Origin of the sequence: Pseudomonas sp. JDS08PS003, from assembly GCF_045013505.1 — a bacterium.
GTDB lineage: Bacteria > Pseudomonadota > Gammaproteobacteria > Pseudomonadales > Pseudomonadaceae > Aquipseudomonas > Aquipseudomonas protegens_B.
In genome coordinates this window covers 2,620,442-2,635,947 of the sequence record NZ_CP120724.1, presented here as the reverse complement: position 1 = coordinate 2,635,947, position 15,506 = coordinate 2,620,442, and the positions used below count along the sequence as shown (strand labels likewise).

General features: G+C 65.9%; 14 protein-coding genes. 10 read left to right on the top strand and 4 right to left on the bottom strand.

Annotated elements, in window-relative coordinates; translation table 11 throughout:
- Positions 1-28 precede the first annotated feature (28 nt).
- The 5 genes from P7C00_RS12105 (at position 29) to P7C00_RS12085 (ending at position 4,033) form a co-directional block, all read left to right on the top strand.
- Positions 29-1,003, top strand: coding sequence for a YVTN family beta-propeller repeat protein (locus tag P7C00_RS12105; protein WP_346631581.1), 975 nt, complete (start codon positions 29-31; stop codon positions 1,001-1,003).
- Positions 1,000-1,758 (top strand): ABC transporter ATP-binding protein, encoded by a 759-nt coding sequence (locus P7C00_RS12100; protein ID WP_404939162.1) that lies wholly within the window; start codon positions 1,000-1,002, stop codon positions 1,756-1,758. Before P7C00_RS12105 ends, P7C00_RS12100 begins: the two co-directional genes overlap by 4 nt.
- The gene (locus tag P7C00_RS12095; protein WP_233323636.1) at positions 1,755-2,546 is read left to right on the top strand and encodes an ABC transporter permease; all 792 of its coding nucleotides are present in this window, start codon (positions 1,755-1,757) and stop codon (positions 2,544-2,546) included. Before P7C00_RS12100 ends, P7C00_RS12095 begins: the two co-directional genes overlap by 4 nt.
- Positions 2,547-2,777: 231 nt before the next feature.
- Positions 2,778-3,320, top strand: a complete 543-nt coding sequence (locus tag P7C00_RS12090; protein WP_311168208.1) for a PQQ-dependent catabolism-associated CXXCW motif protein — start codon at positions 2,778-2,780, stop codon at positions 3,318-3,320.
- Positions 3,321-3,367: 47 nt separating this feature from the next.
- On the top strand, positions 3,368-4,033 hold the full coding sequence (locus tag P7C00_RS12085) for a response regulator (RefSeq protein WP_404939160.1): 666 nt from the start codon (positions 3,368-3,370) through the stop codon (positions 4,031-4,033).
- A 309-nt stretch (positions 4,034-4,342) separates the two neighbouring features.
- Here P7C00_RS12085 and nahK read toward each other — a convergent pair whose 3' ends face one another.
- The 4 genes from nahK to P7C00_RS12065 all read right to left on the bottom strand — a co-directional run bounded on the left by nahK (position 4,343) and on the right by P7C00_RS12065 (position 10,920).
- Positions 4,343-6,994, bottom strand: a complete 2,652-nt coding sequence (gene nahK, locus P7C00_RS12080; RefSeq protein WP_346631584.1) for a hybrid sensor histidine kinase/response regulator NahK/ErcS' — start codon at positions 6,992-6,994, stop codon at positions 4,343-4,345.
- Positions 6,924-8,087: a nitric oxide-sensing protein NosP gene (nosP, locus tag P7C00_RS12075; protein ID WP_404939158.1), complete on the bottom strand. Its 1,164-nt coding sequence runs from the start codon at positions 8,085-8,087 to the stop codon at positions 6,924-6,926. Before nosP ends, nahK begins: the two co-directional genes overlap by 71 nt.
- 393 nt (positions 8,088-8,480) lie before the next feature.
- A complete protein-coding gene (locus tag P7C00_RS12070) occupies positions 8,481-9,665 on the bottom strand; it encodes a porin (protein ID WP_404939156.1) in 1,185 nt (394 codons plus the stop codon).
- Positions 9,666-9,873: 208 nt separating this feature from the next.
- Positions 9,874-10,920, bottom strand: coding sequence for an Ldh family oxidoreductase (locus P7C00_RS12065; protein WP_404939154.1), 1,047 nt, complete (start codon positions 10,918-10,920; stop codon positions 9,874-9,876).
- Positions 10,921-11,051: 131 nt separating this feature from the next.
- Between P7C00_RS12065 and P7C00_RS12060 the strand changes: the two genes are divergently transcribed.
- From P7C00_RS12060 to P7C00_RS12040, 5 genes are all read left to right on the top strand, one after another.
- On the top strand, positions 11,052-11,927 hold the full coding sequence (locus P7C00_RS12060) for a MurR/RpiR family transcriptional regulator (protein ID WP_047285528.1): 876 nt from the start codon (positions 11,052-11,054) through the stop codon (positions 11,925-11,927).
- Positions 11,928-11,943: 16 nt separating this feature from the next.
- Complete coding sequence (locus P7C00_RS12055) at positions 11,944-12,696, top strand: transporter substrate-binding domain-containing protein (protein WP_346631588.1); 753 nt, start codon at positions 11,944-11,946, stop codon at positions 12,694-12,696.
- Between the two features lie 86 nt (positions 12,697-12,782).
- Positions 12,783-13,502: an ABC transporter permease gene (locus tag P7C00_RS12050; protein ID WP_053150433.1), complete on the top strand. Its 720-nt coding sequence runs from the start codon at positions 12,783-12,785 to the stop codon at positions 13,500-13,502.
- Positions 13,499-14,209, top strand: coding sequence for an ABC transporter permease (locus P7C00_RS12045; RefSeq protein WP_350404616.1), 711 nt, complete (start codon positions 13,499-13,501; stop codon positions 14,207-14,209). The genes P7C00_RS12050 and P7C00_RS12045 overlap by 4 nt, the downstream gene beginning before the upstream one ends.
- Before the next feature lie 46 nt (positions 14,210-14,255).
- Positions 14,256-15,497, top strand: coding sequence for an NAD(P)/FAD-dependent oxidoreductase (locus P7C00_RS12040; protein ID WP_404939152.1), 1,242 nt, complete (start codon positions 14,256-14,258; stop codon positions 15,495-15,497).
- Positions 15,498-15,506: the final 9 nt, after the last annotated feature.

Genomic DNA, 15,506 nt, shown 5'->3' with positions numbered 1-15,506 from the left:
CGATCACCACAACAACAAGGAATCCGCCATGCGCCGCCCCCTTCTCTGCCGCTCCGCCCTCTGCGCGGCCCTGCTGCTCGCCGCCGGGCACGCCATGGCCGCCACGGCCTGGGTCTCCAACGAAAAGGACAACAGCCTGAGCCTGATCGACCTGCAGACCCTGGAAGTCACCGAGACCCTGCCGGTGGGCCAGCGCCCGCGCGGGCTGCTGCTGTCCCATGACAATAAGCTGCTGTACATCTGCGCCAGCGATTCGGACCGGGTCCAGGTGATGGACGTGGCCACCCGCAAGATCGTCAAGGAGCTGCCATCCGGCAAGGACCCCGAGCAGTTCGCCCTGCACCCCAACAACCGCTGGCTGTACGTGTCCAACGAGGACGATGCTCTGGTCACGGTGATCGACACCGAGACCGCCAAGGTCCTCGGCCAGATCAACGTCGGGGTCGAGCCCGAAGGCATGGCGGTGAGCCCCGATGGCAAGTGGGCGGTGAACACCAGTGAAACCACCAACATGCTGCACTGGATCGACACCAGCACCCAGACCCTGGCCGACAGCACCCTGGTGGACCAGCGCCCGCGCTTTGTCGAGTTCAACCAGGACGGTTCCAGGCTTTGGGCCTCGGCGGAAATCGGCGGCACCGTGACCATCCTCGACGTGGCCACGCGCCAGGTGCTCAAGACCCTGAACTTCAAGATCAAGGGCGTGCACCCGGACAAGGTGCAGCCGGTGGGCATCAAGCTCAGCGCCGATGGCAAGTACGCCTTCGTCGCCCTGGGCCCGGCCAACCACGTGGCGGTGATCGACGCCAAGACCTACGAGATCCTCGACTACCTGTTGGTGGGGCGGCGGGTCTGGCAGCTGGCATTCACCCCGGACCAGAGCCAGCTGCTGGCCACCAACGGGGTCAGCGGCGATGTTTCGGTGATCGATGTGAACAGCCTCAAGGTGCTCAAGTCGGTGAAGGTCGGGCGCTATCCCTGGGGCGTGGTGGTGACCCCATGAACGCCCTGGAGGTCAGCCAACTGAGCTTCGCCTATGGCCCGCGCCAGGCCCTCGATCAGGTCAGCCTGAGCCTGGCTCCCGGGCGCTTTACCGCGCTGCTGGGCCCCAACGGCGCCGGCAAGTCGACCCTGATCGCCCTGCTCACTAGGCTCTACGACCTGCAGCAGGGCGACATCCGCGTCGGCGGCTGCTCCTTGCGCAACGCCGCCCGGGCCGCCCTGCGCCAGCTCGGCGTGGTGTTCCAGCAAAGCACCCTGGACCTGGACCTGAGCGTCGAGCAGAACCTGCACTACCACGCCGCGCTGCACGGCCTGTCGCGGCGCCAGGGGCAGGCGCGGATCGACGCTGAACTGGCACGCCAGGGCTTGACCGAACGGCGCCGGGACAGCGTGCGCGCCCTCAATGGCGGCCACCGCCGGCGGGTGGAAATCGCCCGCGCCCTGCTGCATGAACCGCGCCTGCTGCTGCTCGATGAAGCCAGCGCCGGCCTCGACCCGGCCAGCCGTCTGGCCCTCAACCGGCACATTCGCCAGCTGTGCCAGGAACAGCGCCTGAGCGTGCTCTGGACCACCCACCTGCTGGACGAAGTGCAGGCCGACGACCAGTTGCTGATCCTGCATCAGGGGCGCCTGGTGGCCAGTGGCGTGGCCAGCGCCATCAGCCAGGAACAGGGCGGCGACCTGGGCACGGCCTTCGCCCGCCTGACCCAGAATCCCCTGCCGCGCCCGGCGCCGATCGGAGAACCCCTGGCATGAACGCCTACTGGCAATGCCTGCGCGGCATCGTGCTGCGCGAATGGCTGCGCTTCGTGCTGCAGCGCACACGCTTTCTCAGCGCCCTGGTGCGCCCACTGCTGTGGCTGCTGGTGTTCGCCGCCGGCTTTCGCGCCGCCCTGGGCATCGCCATCATCGAGCCCTACAGCACCTACATTCCCTACGAGGTCTACATCGTTCCCGGGCTGGCCTGCATGATCCTGCTGTTCAACGGCATGCAGGGCTCACTGTCGATGGTCTACGACCGGGAAATGGGCAGCATGCGCGTGCTGCTCACCAGCCCCCTGCCCCGGGCCTTCCTGCTGGCCAGCAAGCTGTTGGCCACTTCGCTGATCTCGCTGCTGCAGGTCTACGCCTTCCTCGCCGTGGCCTGGCTCTACGGCGTGCAGCCGCCGGCCATGGGCCTGCTGGCCGCGCTGCCGGCCCTGCTGCTGGTGGCCCTGATGCTCAGCGCCCTGGGGCTGCTGCTGTCCAACGCCATCCGCCAGCTGGAGAACTTTGCCGGGGTGATGAACTTCGTGATCTTCCCGCTGTTCTTCCTGTCCTCGGCGCTGTACCCGCTGTGGAAGATGCTCGAAGCCAGCCCCTGGCTGTACTGGCTGTGCGCCCTCAACCCCTTCACCCACGCCGTGGAGCTGGTGCGCTTTGCGTTGTATGAACGCTTCAACCTCCTGGCCCTGGCGGTATGCCTGGGGCTGACCCTGGTGTTCTCCCTGCTGGCGGTGCTGACCTTCAACCCGCAGCACGCCGCCCTGCGCAAAAGCACCTGAGCCACACCCCTCACACCCACCTCCCCCCCGTAGGAGCTGGCTTGCCAGCGAAGAGGCCCGCAAGCCCAACGCCAAACCCAAGGCCCCCTTCGCCGGCAAGCCGGCTCCTACACAGCGCCTGCCGATGGGCGATCTACGACTTTGGTACTGCTTTTGCTGTCGATGGTCGCATTCACAAATGCCCTCGCCCTGGCATGTAATGACCCCCATAACAAGAAGGACACCCCCCTTATGCCCCGTGCCCTGCAGACCCTGGCCCTGCTCTCCCTGAGCCTGACCCTGGGGATGGCCCACGCCGAAACCCCGCTGTTCTCCGCCGAGGGCTATCGCACCAGCCTTTACCGCAGCCCGACACCCACCCGGATCGAAACCGCGCAGATCATCGACACCAAGGGCTTGCAAGCCCTGCTCCAGCAGCCGCGCAAACCTTTGCTGATCGACGTCTATCGCCGGCAATGGCTGCAAGGTCGTTTCATTGACAGCGAGCCCCACGCCAACCTGCCCGGTAGCCACTGGCTGGCCAACACCGGCGACGGCGAACTGAGCCCCGAGTGGCAGCACTACTTCAGCCGCTATCTGCAACAGCTCAGCGCCGGCGCCCTGGACCAGCCGCTGGTGTTTTACTGCCGCGCCGATTGCTGGCTGAGCTGGAACGCGGTAAAACGCGCCGCAGCCCTGGGCTATACCTCTGTGTACTGGTATCGCGACGGCCTGGACGCCTGGGAGGCCGCCGGGTTGCCGGTGGTGGCGGCCCAGCCGGAAGCCTTTCCCTGAAGCTGCAAAAGCCCCCCCGCACACTCACAATAACGAGGTGAAAGGCCATGTATAAAATTCTGATAGCCGACGATCACCCACTGTTTCGCGAAGCCATCCACAACGTCATCAGCGACGGATTTCCCGGCAGCGAGGTGATGGAAACCGCCGACCTGGACAGCGCCCTGGCCCTGACCCAGGAACACGACGACCTGGACCTGATCCTGCTGGACCTGAACATGCCCGGCATGCACGGCCTCAACGGCCTGATCACCCTGCGCAACGAAGCGCCGACCATTCCGGTGGTGATCGTTTCCGCCGAACAGGACAAACAGATCGTGCTCCAGGCCATCACCTACGGCGCCGTGGGCTTCATCACCAAATCCTCGCCGCGCTCGCAGATGACCGAGGCCATCGAACAGATCCTCAATGGCAATGTGTACCTGCCACCGGACATCATCCGCACCCAGAAAAGCCCGCCGGGCCGACGCAGCAGCGAGACCCCGAGCTTCCCCCCGGAACTGCTGCAGGCCCTGACCCGCAAACAGCTCCTGGTGCTGGAGCGCATGACCAAGGGCGAGTCCAACAAGCAGATCGCCTACACCCTGGACATTGCCGAAACCACAGTGAAGGCCCACGTCTCGGCGATCCTGCGCAAGCTCAATGTGCACAACCGGGTGCAAGCGATCCTGAGTGCCGGGGATATCGATTTCGGCGCCTACCTGCGCCGCTGAATGCAGCTGATCGTGCACCGTTCCTGTAGGAGCCGGCTGGCCGGCGAAGGCGATCTCGCGGGCCCCTTCGCTGGCCAGCCAGCTCCTACGGTTGGTAATAACAGTGACCTGGACCCGTAGGAGCCGGCTGGCCGGCGAAGGCGGTCTCTCGGGCCTCTTCGCTGGCAAGCCAGCTCCTACGGTTGGTAATGACAGTGGCCTGGGCCCGTAGGAGCCGGCTGGCCGGCGAAGGCGGTCTCTCGGGTCTCTTCGCTGGCAAGCCAGCTCCTACGGTTGGTAATGACAGTGGCCAGCTCCTACGGTTGGCCGTCAGTGATGGGGTGTGGGGGTGGCCGGGCTCAGCAGGTGGCTGATGGCAGTCTTGAGTTTCATCGGCCGCACCGGTTTGTGCATCAGGGTGTGGCCCAGCTCGCGCAGTTGCTGCTTGAGCTCGTTGCTGTAGTTGGCGGTGATCATCATCGCCGGGATCGCCAGGGCGCGGCGGGCGTTGATTCGCGCCACGGCGTCAATGCCGTTCTGCTGGCGGTCCAGGTGGTAGTCGGCAATCAGTAGATCGACTTCGGCGCGGTAGTCGTCCACCTGGCGTGCCAGGTCTTCTTCGGACAGGGCGGTGATCACTTGGCAGCCCCAGCCTTCAAGCAGGGTGCGCATGCCGGCGCAGATCGCCGCGTCGTTATCCAGGACCCAGATCCGTGCGCCGTGCAGACGTTCCAGCAGGGCTTCCCCCAGTTCCGGGCGCGGCGCCGGCAAGGGTGCGCTGGCGCTGATCGGCACCTGCACGCTGAACACCGAGCCGCGCCCCGGCCAGGAACGCACGCCGATGCGGTGCCCGAGAATCCCGGCAATCTTCTCCACGATGGCCAGCCCCAGGCCCAGGCCGCGATCCTGGTCCGGGCGCTGTTCTTCGCCGCGCTTGAACTCCTGGAAGATTTCCTCCAGACGTTCGGCGGCGATGCCCATGCCGCTGTCCCAGACTTCGATCGACAGCCAGCGCCCCTGGCGCCGACAGCCCAGCACCACGCGGCCCTGGCGGGTATAGCGGATGGCGTTGCTCAGCAGGTTGCGCAGGATCCGCGCCAGCAGTTGGATGTCGCTGCGCACCAGTGCCGAGCAAGCCACGAAGTGCAGTTCCAGGCCCTCGCTGCGGGCCACCTGGGCGTACTCGGCGGCAAGGTTTTCCAGCAGCTCGCTCAAGGCAAAGGGCGCGATATCGGCCTTGATCACCCCGGCGTCGAGCTTGGAGATGTCCACCAGGGTGCCCAGCAGGTTTTCCACGTCCTCCAGGGAGTTGCTGACATTGCGCACCAGGGCGCTGCTGGCCTGGGGATCGCGGCGCTCCAGCAAGGCGCTGGTGAACAGCCGCGCGGCATTCAAGGGTTGCAGCAGGTCATGGCTGACCGCGGCGAGAAATTTGGTCTTCGACAGGTTGGCCTGTTCAGCCTCGCCCTTGGCCTCCCGCAGCCGGGATTCAACCCGGCTGCGCTCTTCGATCTCGCGCAGCAGCTGCTGGTTGAGGGTGGTCAGTTCGGCGGTGCGTTCGCGCACCCGCAGCTCCAGGTTCTGGTAGGCCTGATGCAACGCCTCGGCGGTGCGCCGGCGTTCGGTGATGTCGCGGATCAGTACGAAGATCCCCACCACTTCACCATTGGCCAGGCGATTGGGCACGTAGGAGCGCAGCATGTAGCGCTCCTGGTTGTTGATGTTGGTTTCGGCGAATTCGAAGGTCACGCTCTCCCCCGCCAGAGCCCGCTCCACATAGCTTTCCAGGCGCTGGTAGTGCTGTTCGCTGTGCACCTCGCGCAGGCTCTGACCGAGCATCACGCCCCGGGGCCAGCAGTACCACTCCTCGTAGACCTTGTTGGTGAACTCGTACACCAGATCGGCATTGAGGTAGGCGATCAGCGCCGGCACATGGTCGGTGATCAGGCGAATCCAGCGCTCGCTCTCGCTCAGGGCCTCGGCGTGCTGGTAGCGCTCGGTGATGTCGGTGAAGGTGTTGACGAAGCCGCCGGTAGGCAGCGGATGGGTACGGATTTCCAGCACCCGGCCGTCGCTCAGGCGCTGCTCGCATTCGTGGATCACCCGGCCATTGCAGTCGCGGCTGGCGGGGGTCAGCAGGCTCAGCTCGCTGTCGCCGATAACCTCGGCAAACAAGCGGTGAGCGGCCACCGGGGCCAGCCCGCTGAGTTCCAGGAAACGCCGGTTCCACAGTTCGAGAATGCCCTCGGCATTGACCATGGCCACGCCCTGGGACAGGTTGTCCACCGCCCGTTGCAGCAGGTGCGACTTTTGCGCCACCGCCTGCTCCCGGCGCAGGGTTTCGCTGTGCTTGACCTCGGTGATGTCGGTGAACAGGATCACCCGCCCGCCTTCCCGGGTCGGCCGCTCGCTGACCTGCAGCCAGCGCCCGTTGTGCAGGCGATAGAGCAACTGCTCGTCGGCGCCGCTGCGCGGTTCCTCGCTGAACAGCCCGGTGCTGGTCATCAGCCGGCGCACTTCCGAGAGGCGCATGCCGGCCATGATCCGCACCCGGCTGTGGCTCCAGAAGGCACGGAAGCGGCTGTTGAACAGGACGATGCGCTGCTCCTGGTCGAACAGCACGAAGGCGTCGGAAATGCTCTCGATGGCATCGATCAGATGCTGGTGGGCAGTCTCGGCCCGCAGCCGCGCTTCGCTGAGCAAGTGGTTGCCGGCCTTGAGCTCGGCCATGGCCTGGTTCAGGGCGTCGGTACGTTCGCGCACCTGCTCGGCCAGCACCACCGAATGCTGGAACGCCGCATAAGGGTCGTTGCCCCGGGTGATGCCGGATTCGACCCGCTCGATCAGCGCGCTGTTGATCCGCCGCAGCTTGCGGTTCTCGCGCTGCAGGCAGGCGAGCTGCGCTTGCAGCTCAGCGGCGGGCCGGAGTTCGACTGCGGGCAATGGCGACCCCGGTGAAGGTCTGGTTGATGTGCATGCCATTGAACTGTTCTCCGTAGGTGTTGAACCCCATCACCCGTTGCTCCCGCAGAAAGGCGCCGATCTGCTCCAGGCTGCCGCGGTCCTCCAGCTCCAGGCGGCGCAAAAAGCAGTCGCAGCCGATGGTCAGCAACAGCCCGCCGAGGCGCTGCTGCAAGCCGTCGAACAGCTGTTGCAGGTTGGGCAGCAAAGGGCCGGGGGTCATGGCGGTGAGGACGATGCCGTTCTCCACCGCGCAGTAGAAACTCAGGCTCAGGTCCGGGTGCACCTGCTGCACGGCGCGCACGTAGTAGTGCTGGTTGATCCGCACCGCCAGCGGGTTGGCGGCAAACACCCGGTGGTCGAGCTGCGCAAGCGGCACGCCGATCAGCCGCGCATACTCTTCGGCGGCCGGCTCGGCGTTCAGTTCATAGACCCGGCGCAAGGTACTGTCGGCGCCGGTGACCACCAGTTTTTCTTCCCGGGGCAGGATGTGGTGGGTGGTGAACACCTCGAAATCCAGCCAGGTGTTGACCAGCACCACCACCGCCGCGCCGCTGTGAAATTCGCCACCGAAATACACGTGGGTGTGGGTCAGGTAGTTGTCATCGCCGGCCGAACCGCCGAAATGCGGAATGTCCCCCAGGGCCGCGCTGAGGGCGGCCAGGACCATTTCCTCACGGCTCGACAGGCCGTCCAGCAGGGTCAGGGCGAAGCTGTTGCCCTTGATCGGCGCCAGGGTGTTGCTGCGGCAATCCCCCACCAGACGTTCGACCATCTGCTGGGCGTCGATCAGGCTGAAGTGTTCCATCTGGTCGATCAGCTCGGCGGCGATGGAAAAGTGCCGGTGATCGAAGCCGATGGCGGTCACGCAATTGCGCCCGTAGCCCAGGGGGGTGATTTCCCCCGCGCTGGTGCAGCCCACCAGGGGGATGCCGCCAAAGCTGTGTTGCAGGGCCGGGCCGAGGGTTTGCAGGGGGTATTCGGCGGAACAGAAAAACAGCACGAAGCCCAGGTGCGGATGCAGCAACTGGCTGGCCAGGTCCTGGGCCACCTGCTGCGGATCGACGGCCTGGGACATGGCACTGACCACGCCCTCGCTCTGGGCTTGCTGCATCGTCGCCTCCGGCGCCGGTTATCTGAGGGATGAGTGTACGAAGCCGGCCCTGGGGCACGAATGCTACTTGGGTAGCGGGTAGCCGGTTCCATGGGCGTAGGTGCTGGCTTGCGAGCGAAAGTGTCGGCCGGTTTGGTGCAAGGCTGGCGGGCCTCTTCGCCGGCAAGCCGGCTCCTACGGGAAATCCGCCAATGCGGAAAATAGGCGGGGAATGCGCGGCGCGACCTCCGTAGGAGCTGGCTTGCCAGCGAAGGCGTCATCCGGGCTGGTGCAAGGCTTGAGGGCCTCTTCGCCGGCAAGCCGGCTCCTACAGGGGAAGGCGCAAATATGGGAGAAATGGGAATGCGCGGCGCCGGCCCGGGCGCGATGCGCACGCCAGGGCCGGCGCTGGGGTTACCAGGTCAGCACGGCACCCACGGCGAAGGTGTCGGTGTTTTCGTTCTGGGCACTGGTGTGGTGGCCGTCGATCTCGAACTGGTTGTACTCGGCCACCAGCTTGAGGTTGTCGTTGATGTCGTGGAACAGCGCCACGCCCCGGGTCTGGTAATCGGCGCCGCTGCCGACCACGCCGTTGCCGTCATCACGGGTCTTGCCATAGGACAGCGCCAGGCGGTTCTTGCCGAGCTTGTACGAGCCCTGCAGCAGGTAGCCCTTGCTGTCCACGTTGCGCAGCGTGGCTTCGCCGGCGTTGTTGGTGAAGAACGGATTGATGCCCTTGGCCTGGAACCCGGAACCGGTCAGGGACAGGCCGCCCATCTTGGCCTGCAGGCCGTAGCCCAGGCCCTTGGAAGTCACCGATTGCACGTTGGGGTCGGTGTTGTCGGAGGTCTGGTAGCTGCCGTTGAGCCAGCTGTAGAACTTGGCCCCGCCCAGGTCGAACTGGTAGGTGATCTCGCTCTCGGTGCGCGGGTTCTTCTGGTAGGCCTTGCCCAGGGCGCTGCTGTCGTTGGTATCCACCGGGTCGAGGATGCCCACCGCCACCCGCAAGCCGTCCATGACCGGGCTGCGGTAGGTGATCTGCGACGAAGGAAAGGGATAGGGATAACCGCTGCCGATGTTGCCGAACGACACCCCGCCGCCGTCCACCAGCCCCAGGCTGTCGCTGACCTGACCGTACCCGGCGAGCATTTCATCGAGCAGGATGTTGGAACGGGCGAACAGGCCGAAGTCCTTGCCGATCAGCACCTCGCCCCACTCCGGGTTGGCCACGGTGCCGTAGAACTGGCGCACGTCGATGGCGGTGTCGGTGCCGTTGGTTTCACTGTCATTGATGGTCACCCAGAACGAGGCCCGGGCGCCGAGCTTGAGGTCGTCCACCTGCTTGCCCATGTTGAAGCCCAGGTAGTTGGGCAGAAAGCCCATCTTCACCCGCGCCTGCCGGCGGTCGTACTGCTCGCCGGCGCGGTCGACCTTGCTGTTGACGTAGAAGGCGTTGATGTAGCCGTCGGTGGAAAAGGTCGTCTGGTCCTTGTCGTACAGCATGATCTCGGCTTCGGCGACAGTGCCCAGGCCAAGGGTCGACAGGCCGACGAGCAGGGCCGGAATCAGAGGGTACTGGCAGTTCTTATTGTTATGCATGGCGCGCTCCGCAAACGGGGGACGAAATGTCGGAGGCGATTATCGAAACGGGGCAAGGCCGCCCATAGGCTGCCTTGGAGGCAAATTCAGCATGCTTTGGAGGGGCTGGCAGGGACCGGCAAATCCGATCCACGACCGGCCCGCTACCGGGCCCACTACCTGGAGTAGCACCAAGGGTTTAGCGACCCCGGTGCCAAGGGATAAGGCCTTAAGCCTCGGCCGCCAAAGCGCGCAGTCGCGCCAGCTCGGCGGTAGCCAGGGGAATGCCGTGCTCCAGCGATTTGGCCCGGGTGCGGTAGCGCCGGTCCCCGGGCATGCGCTCCAGGCCCACGGCCTGCATCTGCCGCACCAGCTCGCCGCTGCGTTGGGCAAAACGCCCGCCGCCCAGGTGGCTGGGGTCGATGACGATCAGCAGTTGCCCAGTCCAAGGCGTTTGCGCCCCGGGGTGTTGCGACCAGTCGAACTCGAAGGAGAAGTTGCCGCCGGTCAACGCCGCCGCCAGCAGCTCCACCATCATCGACAGCGCCGAGCCCTTGTGCCCGCCAAAGGGCAACAAGGCGCCGCCGTCGAGAATCGCTGCCGGATCGCAAGTGGGCTGGCCGTTGCGGTCCACCCCCATGCCCGGTGGCAGTTGCTCGCCCTGGCGCTTGGCGATCTGCACATCACCGTGGGCGATGGCGCTGGTGGCCAGGTCGAAGACGATGGGCTCGGCGCCTTCACGGGGGGCGGCGAAGGCAATCGGATTGGTGCCGAACAGCGGACGCTGGGCGCCGTGGGGCACCACGCAGGTCATGCTGTTGACCAGGCTCAGGGCCACCAGGCCTTCTTCGGCGAAGGGCTCGACATCCGGCCACAAGGCCGCGAAGTGATGGGAATTGCGAATCGCCAGCACCGCGATCCCGGCGCTGCGGGCCTTGCTCAGCAGCAGCGCGCGGGCCGCCGCCAGGGCCGGCTGGGCAAAGCCGCCTGCGGCGTCCACCGCCACCACGCCGGGGGCCACATCCTCGACCTGCGGCACGGCCTGCCCATTGACCCAACCGCTGGCCAGGGACGACAGGTAACCGGGAATGCGGAACACCCCGTGGCTGTGGGAGCCATCGCGCTCGGCGCGGGCGCAGTTGTCGGCCAGCACCTGGGCTACCTCGGCAGAGGTGCCGTGGCGAAGAAAAATCCGTTGCAGCAAGTCGGTCAAGGCCGGCAGGTCGAGGTACTCGACGTCAGCCTGCGCCGGGGTCGCGTGGTTCGCGTCGGTCATTGCAGCTCCATTGGAATTGTTATTGGAAGGTGCCTGACTATCGCGTCACGCCAGTTAACTGTCAAATGTTGACTTCATGACAGAAAACATTCATTTTCCATTGTCAACGGCCCACAAGAATGAAAACAACCATGAGCCAACCCATCAAACAACGCCTTGAAAGCAGCCTGTCCAGCGCCACCGCATCGGGCCGGGCGATTGCCAGCTACATGCTGGCCAACCTCTACGAACTGCCCTTCCAGACCGCCGCCGACATCGCCGAAAAACTCGGCGTCAGCGAATCCAGCGTCGGCCGGTTCTGCCGCGCCATCGGCTACAGCCATTTCAAGGATCTGAAAAACGACCTGAAGAACGACCTCGGCGAAGGCCCGTGGCTGGTGGGCGACCGCCTGCAGGAATTTCGCCAACAGCCCAACCCGGCGGCCCAGGGCCTGCCCCGCAGCTTCGAGCTGGAAGTGGCGGCGCTGGTCAAGGTCTACGAATACAGCCTGACCCCGGCCTGGCAGACCGTGGTCCAGCGCCTGGCCAGCCGGCGCCGGGTGTACGTGGCGGGGTTCCAGACCGAGCGCGGCATCGCCGCTTCCATGGTCCACCTGCTGCAATACCTGCGCGACGGCGTGCACCTGGTGGACGGCGCCGCCGGGCATTTCGCCGACGTACTGCTCAGCCCCGCCGAGGACTGCGCCCTGGTGGTGTTCGAGGCAAGGCGCTATTCGCGCCACGCCCTGACCCTGTGCCACAAGGCCCGCGAGGCCGGGATTCCGGTGACCCTGGTCACCGACACCTTCTGCGACTGGGCCGAGCAGAACGCCGACGAGGTGTTCCGCGTGCCCACCGAATTCAACCTGTTCTGGGAGTCCACCGCGGCCATGCTGTCGCTGGTGCACCTGTTGGTCAACGAGGTGTGCAAGCACCTGGGGCCCGAGGTGGAAAAACGCCTGGAAGCCACCGCCGCCCTGCATAACGAGTTTGTTGGTTACACATCGTCCGCCCGACCAAAACAATAAATAACCGAGGTGCTCCATGAACAACGTCCTCCGCTTCGCCGGCGCTTGCGCCCTGGTCATCGCCGCCTCCACGGCCCAGGCCGAAACCTTGAAGATCGCCACCGAAGGCGCCTACCCGCCCTTCAACTACGTGGACTCCAACAACCAGCTGCACGGCTTTGACGTCGACATCGCCAACGCCCTGTGCGAGCGCATGAAGGTCGAATGCACCATCGTCGCCCAGGACTGGGAAGGCATCATCCCGGCGCTGCTGGCGAAGAAATACGACGCCGTGGTGGCCTCGATGATCGCCACCGACGAGCGCAAGAAGAAGATCGCCTTCAGCAACCACTACTACCGCACCCCGCTGTCGGTGGCGGTGCCCAAGGACTCGGACATCAGCGACCCGCAGACCAACTTCAAGGGCCGCACCGTGGGCGCCCAGGCCTCCTCGACCCAGGCCATCTACGCCGAGGACCACTACGGCCCGGCCGGTGCCGACGTGAAGTTCTACCCGACCCTGGACGAAGCCAACAGCGACCTGGCCGCCGGGCGCGTGGACGGGGTGATCGCCGACAAGTTCCCGCTGCTGGCCTGGGCTGAAAGTACCGGCAAGGACTGCTGCAAGATCATCGGTGACGTCAATGGCACCACCGCCGACGCCTCGATCGCCGTGCGCAAGGAAGACAACGCCCTGCGCGAGCGCCTGAACAAGGCCCTGGACGAGATCGTCGCCGACGGCACCTACAAGCAGATCTCCAGCCGCTACTTCGCCTTCGACATCTACTGACCGCCCGCCTTTGCCGCTGCCGTTGCCCCGCGCTCCCTTGAGCGCGGCGGCGCCCTGCACGGTTCATTTTTCCAGAGGGTTCGCGCATGTTCGAACAGCTGTCACTCCTGTCCTTTGCCAGCGGCGGCTGGGGCTCGGCCCTGCTCGCCGGGGCCCTGGTGACCATCGCCCTGGCCCTGGCCTGCGTGCCCATCGGCCTGCCCCTGGGCCTGGCCGTGGCCCTGGCCGCACGCTCGAAAAACCGCTGGGCGCGGGCCTGGGCCACAACCTTTTCCACGGTGTTTCGCGGCCTGCCGGAGCTGTTGACCCTGCTGATCATCTACTACGGCTGCCAGATCGCCGCGCAGAAAATCCTCGGCGCCCTGGGCTACCCCGGTGAAGTGGCGATCAACACCTTTGTCGCCGCGATGATCGCCTTCAGCCTGGTGTTCGCCGCCTTCTCCAGCGAGATCTGGCTGGCCGCGTTCAAGACCCTGCCCAAGGGCCAGTACGAAGCCGCCAGCGCCCTGAGCCTGTCGCGGCGCACCACCTTCAGCCGGGTGCTGCTGCCACAACTGACGCGCATCGCCCTGCCCGGCCTGTCCAACAACTGGCTGTCGCTGCTCAAGGACACCTCCCTGGTCTCGACCATTTCCCTGGTGGACCTGATGCGCCAGACCAACCTCGCGGTCAGCGTGACCAAGGAACCCATGCTGTTCTACAGCGTGGCCTGCTTTGGCTACCTGTTCTTCTCGGCGCTGTCGGGGCACTTGTTCAGCTTTCTCGAACGGCGCTTCAACCGTGCGCAACGGAGCCTGCAGCCATGAACCTGGATGACCTGCTGAACCTGTTCCTCAACCAGGAACTGCTGGAGCGCTACGGCCCGCGCTTTATCGACGGCCTGCTGGTGACCGCCAAGCTGGTGGCGATTTCCTTCAGCCTGGGCGCCGTGCTCGGCCTGCTGATCGCCCTCGGGCGGCTGTCCAGCAATCGTTTCCTGCGGCGCTTCACCGGGGCCTACGTGTACTTCTTCCGTGGCTCGCCGCTGCTGGCCCAGCTGTTCATGCTGTATTACGGCCTGGGCTCGTTCAAAGGCTTCTGGCAGGACGTGGGCCTGTGGTGGTTCTTCCGCGACGCCTGGTTCTGCACCCTGCTGGCCTTCACCCTGAACACCGCCGCCTACCAGGCGGAGATCCTGCGCGGCAGCCTGCTGGCGGTAGCCCAGGGCCAGCGCGAAGCCTGCAAGGCCCTGAGCCTGTCGCGCTGGACCGCGTTTCGCAAAGTGATACTGCCGCAGTCGCTGCTGATCGCCATCGGGCCTCTGGGCAACGAGCTGATCTTGATGATCAAGGCCAGCGCCATCGCCTCCCTGGTGACCATCTACGACCTGATGGGGGTGACCAAACTGGCCTTCTCCCGCAGCTTCGATTTCCAGATCTACCTGTGGGCCGCGGTGCTCTACCTGATCATCGTCGAAGTGGTGCGGCGCAGCCTCAAATACCTGGAAGGCCGCCTGGGCCGGCACCTGAACTGAACCCTTTAGCGGGCCGCCGCGCGGCCCCTGTCATAAGGACCCAAACATGCATTGCCAAACCCTCGTTCTGGGCGCCGGAATCGTCGGCGTCAGCAGCGCCCTGCACCTGCAGGCCCGCGGCCGCCAAGTGGTACTGCTGGACCGCCAGCCTCCGGGCAACGGCACCAGCCACGGCAACGCCGGGCTGATCGAACGTGCCAGCGTGATTCCATACGCCTTCCCCCGGGAAGTGACCAAACTGGTGCGCTACGGCCTCAACCAGCAATCGGACGTGCGCTACAGCCTGCGCCACCTGCCCAAGGCCGGCCCCTGGCTGCTGCAATACTGGCGCCACTCCTCGCCCAAGGGCCTGGCTACCGCCACCCGCGCCATGCTGCCGCTGATCGAACGCTGCGTCACCGAACACCTGGCCCTGGCCCGCCCGGCCAACATGCTGGAGCTGATCGCCGACGGCGGCTGGCTCGAAGCCTTCAACGACCAGGAGGCCTTCGACTTCGCCCAGCGCGCCGCCGCCGACCTGCGCGACTACGAACTCAACTACCGGGTACTGGACCGCGCCGAACTGCTGGCCCTGGAACCCGGCCTGCACCCCGACATCGTGGGCGGCCTGCACTGGCTCGACCCCAAGACCGTCAGCGACCCCGGCGGCCTGACCCGCGGCTACGCCGAACTGTTCAAGCAGCGCGGCGGCCAATTCATCATCGGCGACGCCCTGAGCCTGACCCAGGTCGAAGGCGGCTGGCAGGTGCACAGCGAACTCGGCCCGATCAGCGCCCAGGAAGTGGTGGTGGCGCTGGGCCCGCAAGCCAGCGGCATCTTCGAACCCCTGGGCTACCGCATTCCCCTGGCGATCAAGCGCGGCTACCACATGCACTACGCCGCCCTGCCCGGCACCCGCCTGCAGCACCCGATCCTCGACCCGGTGGGTGGCTACGTCCTGGCACCGATGGTGGGCGGCATCCGCCTGACCACCGGCATCGAATTCGCCGACCGCGACGACCCCATCAACGAAATCCAACTGCGCCGCTGCGAAGCCCTGGCCCGAAACTTCTACCCCCTGGGCGAACGCCTCGACGCCGAACCCTGGCTGGGCCGCCGCCCGTGCCTGCCGGACATGTGCCCGGTGATCGGCCCCGCCCCGCGCCACCCCGGCCTGTGGTTCAACTTCGGCCACGCCCACCACGGCCTGACCCTGGGCCCGGTGAGCGGCCACCTGCTGGCGCAAATGGTCACCGGCGAAACGCCCTTCACCGACCCCACCCCCTACCGCGCCGAGCGCTTCAACTGACCGACGGAG

What these genes read in the sequence shown, in the direction of transcription:
- P7C00_RS12045 (WP_350404616.1), top strand. Translation starts at nt 13,499, where the DNA reads ATGAACCTGGATGACCTGCTGAACCTGTTCCTCAACCAGGAACTGCTG.
- P7C00_RS12085 (WP_404939160.1), top strand. Translation starts at nt 3,368, where the DNA reads ATGTATAAAATTCTGATAGCCGACGATCACCCACTGTTTCGCGAAGCC.
- P7C00_RS12065 (WP_404939154.1), bottom strand. Translation starts at nt 10,920, where the DNA reads ATGACCGACGCGAACCACGCGACCCCGGCGCAGGCTGACGTCGAGTAC.
- P7C00_RS12060 (WP_047285528.1), top strand. Translation starts at nt 11,052, where the DNA reads ATGAGCCAACCCATCAAACAACGCCTTGAAAGCAGCCTGTCCAGCGCC.
- P7C00_RS12105 (WP_346631581.1), top strand. Translation starts at nt 29, where the DNA reads ATGCGCCGCCCCCTTCTCTGCCGCTCCGCCCTCTGCGCGGCCCTGCTG.
- nosP (WP_404939158.1), bottom strand. Translation starts at nt 8,087, where the DNA reads ATGCAGCAAGCCCAGAGCGAGGGCGTGGTCAGTGCCATGTCCCAGGCC.
- P7C00_RS12055 (WP_346631588.1), top strand. Translation starts at nt 11,944, where the DNA reads ATGAACAACGTCCTCCGCTTCGCCGGCGCTTGCGCCCTGGTCATCGCC.
- nahK (WP_346631584.1), bottom strand. Translation starts at nt 6,994, where the DNA reads ATGGCATGCACATCAACCAGACCTTCACCGGGGTCGCCATTGCCCGCA.
- P7C00_RS12100 (WP_404939162.1), top strand. Translation starts at nt 1,000, where the DNA reads ATGAACGCCCTGGAGGTCAGCCAACTGAGCTTCGCCTATGGCCCGCGC.
- P7C00_RS12040 (WP_404939152.1), top strand. Translation starts at nt 14,256, where the DNA reads ATGCATTGCCAAACCCTCGTTCTGGGCGCCGGAATCGTCGGCGTCAGC.
- P7C00_RS12070 (WP_404939156.1), bottom strand. Translation starts at nt 9,665, where the DNA reads ATGCATAACAATAAGAACTGCCAGTACCCTCTGATTCCGGCCCTGCTC.
- P7C00_RS12090 (WP_311168208.1), top strand. Translation starts at nt 2,778, where the DNA reads ATGCCCCGTGCCCTGCAGACCCTGGCCCTGCTCTCCCTGAGCCTGACC.
- P7C00_RS12095 (WP_233323636.1), top strand. Translation starts at nt 1,755, where the DNA reads ATGAACGCCTACTGGCAATGCCTGCGCGGCATCGTGCTGCGCGAATGG.
- P7C00_RS12050 (WP_053150433.1), top strand. Translation starts at nt 12,783, where the DNA reads ATGTTCGAACAGCTGTCACTCCTGTCCTTTGCCAGCGGCGGCTGGGGC.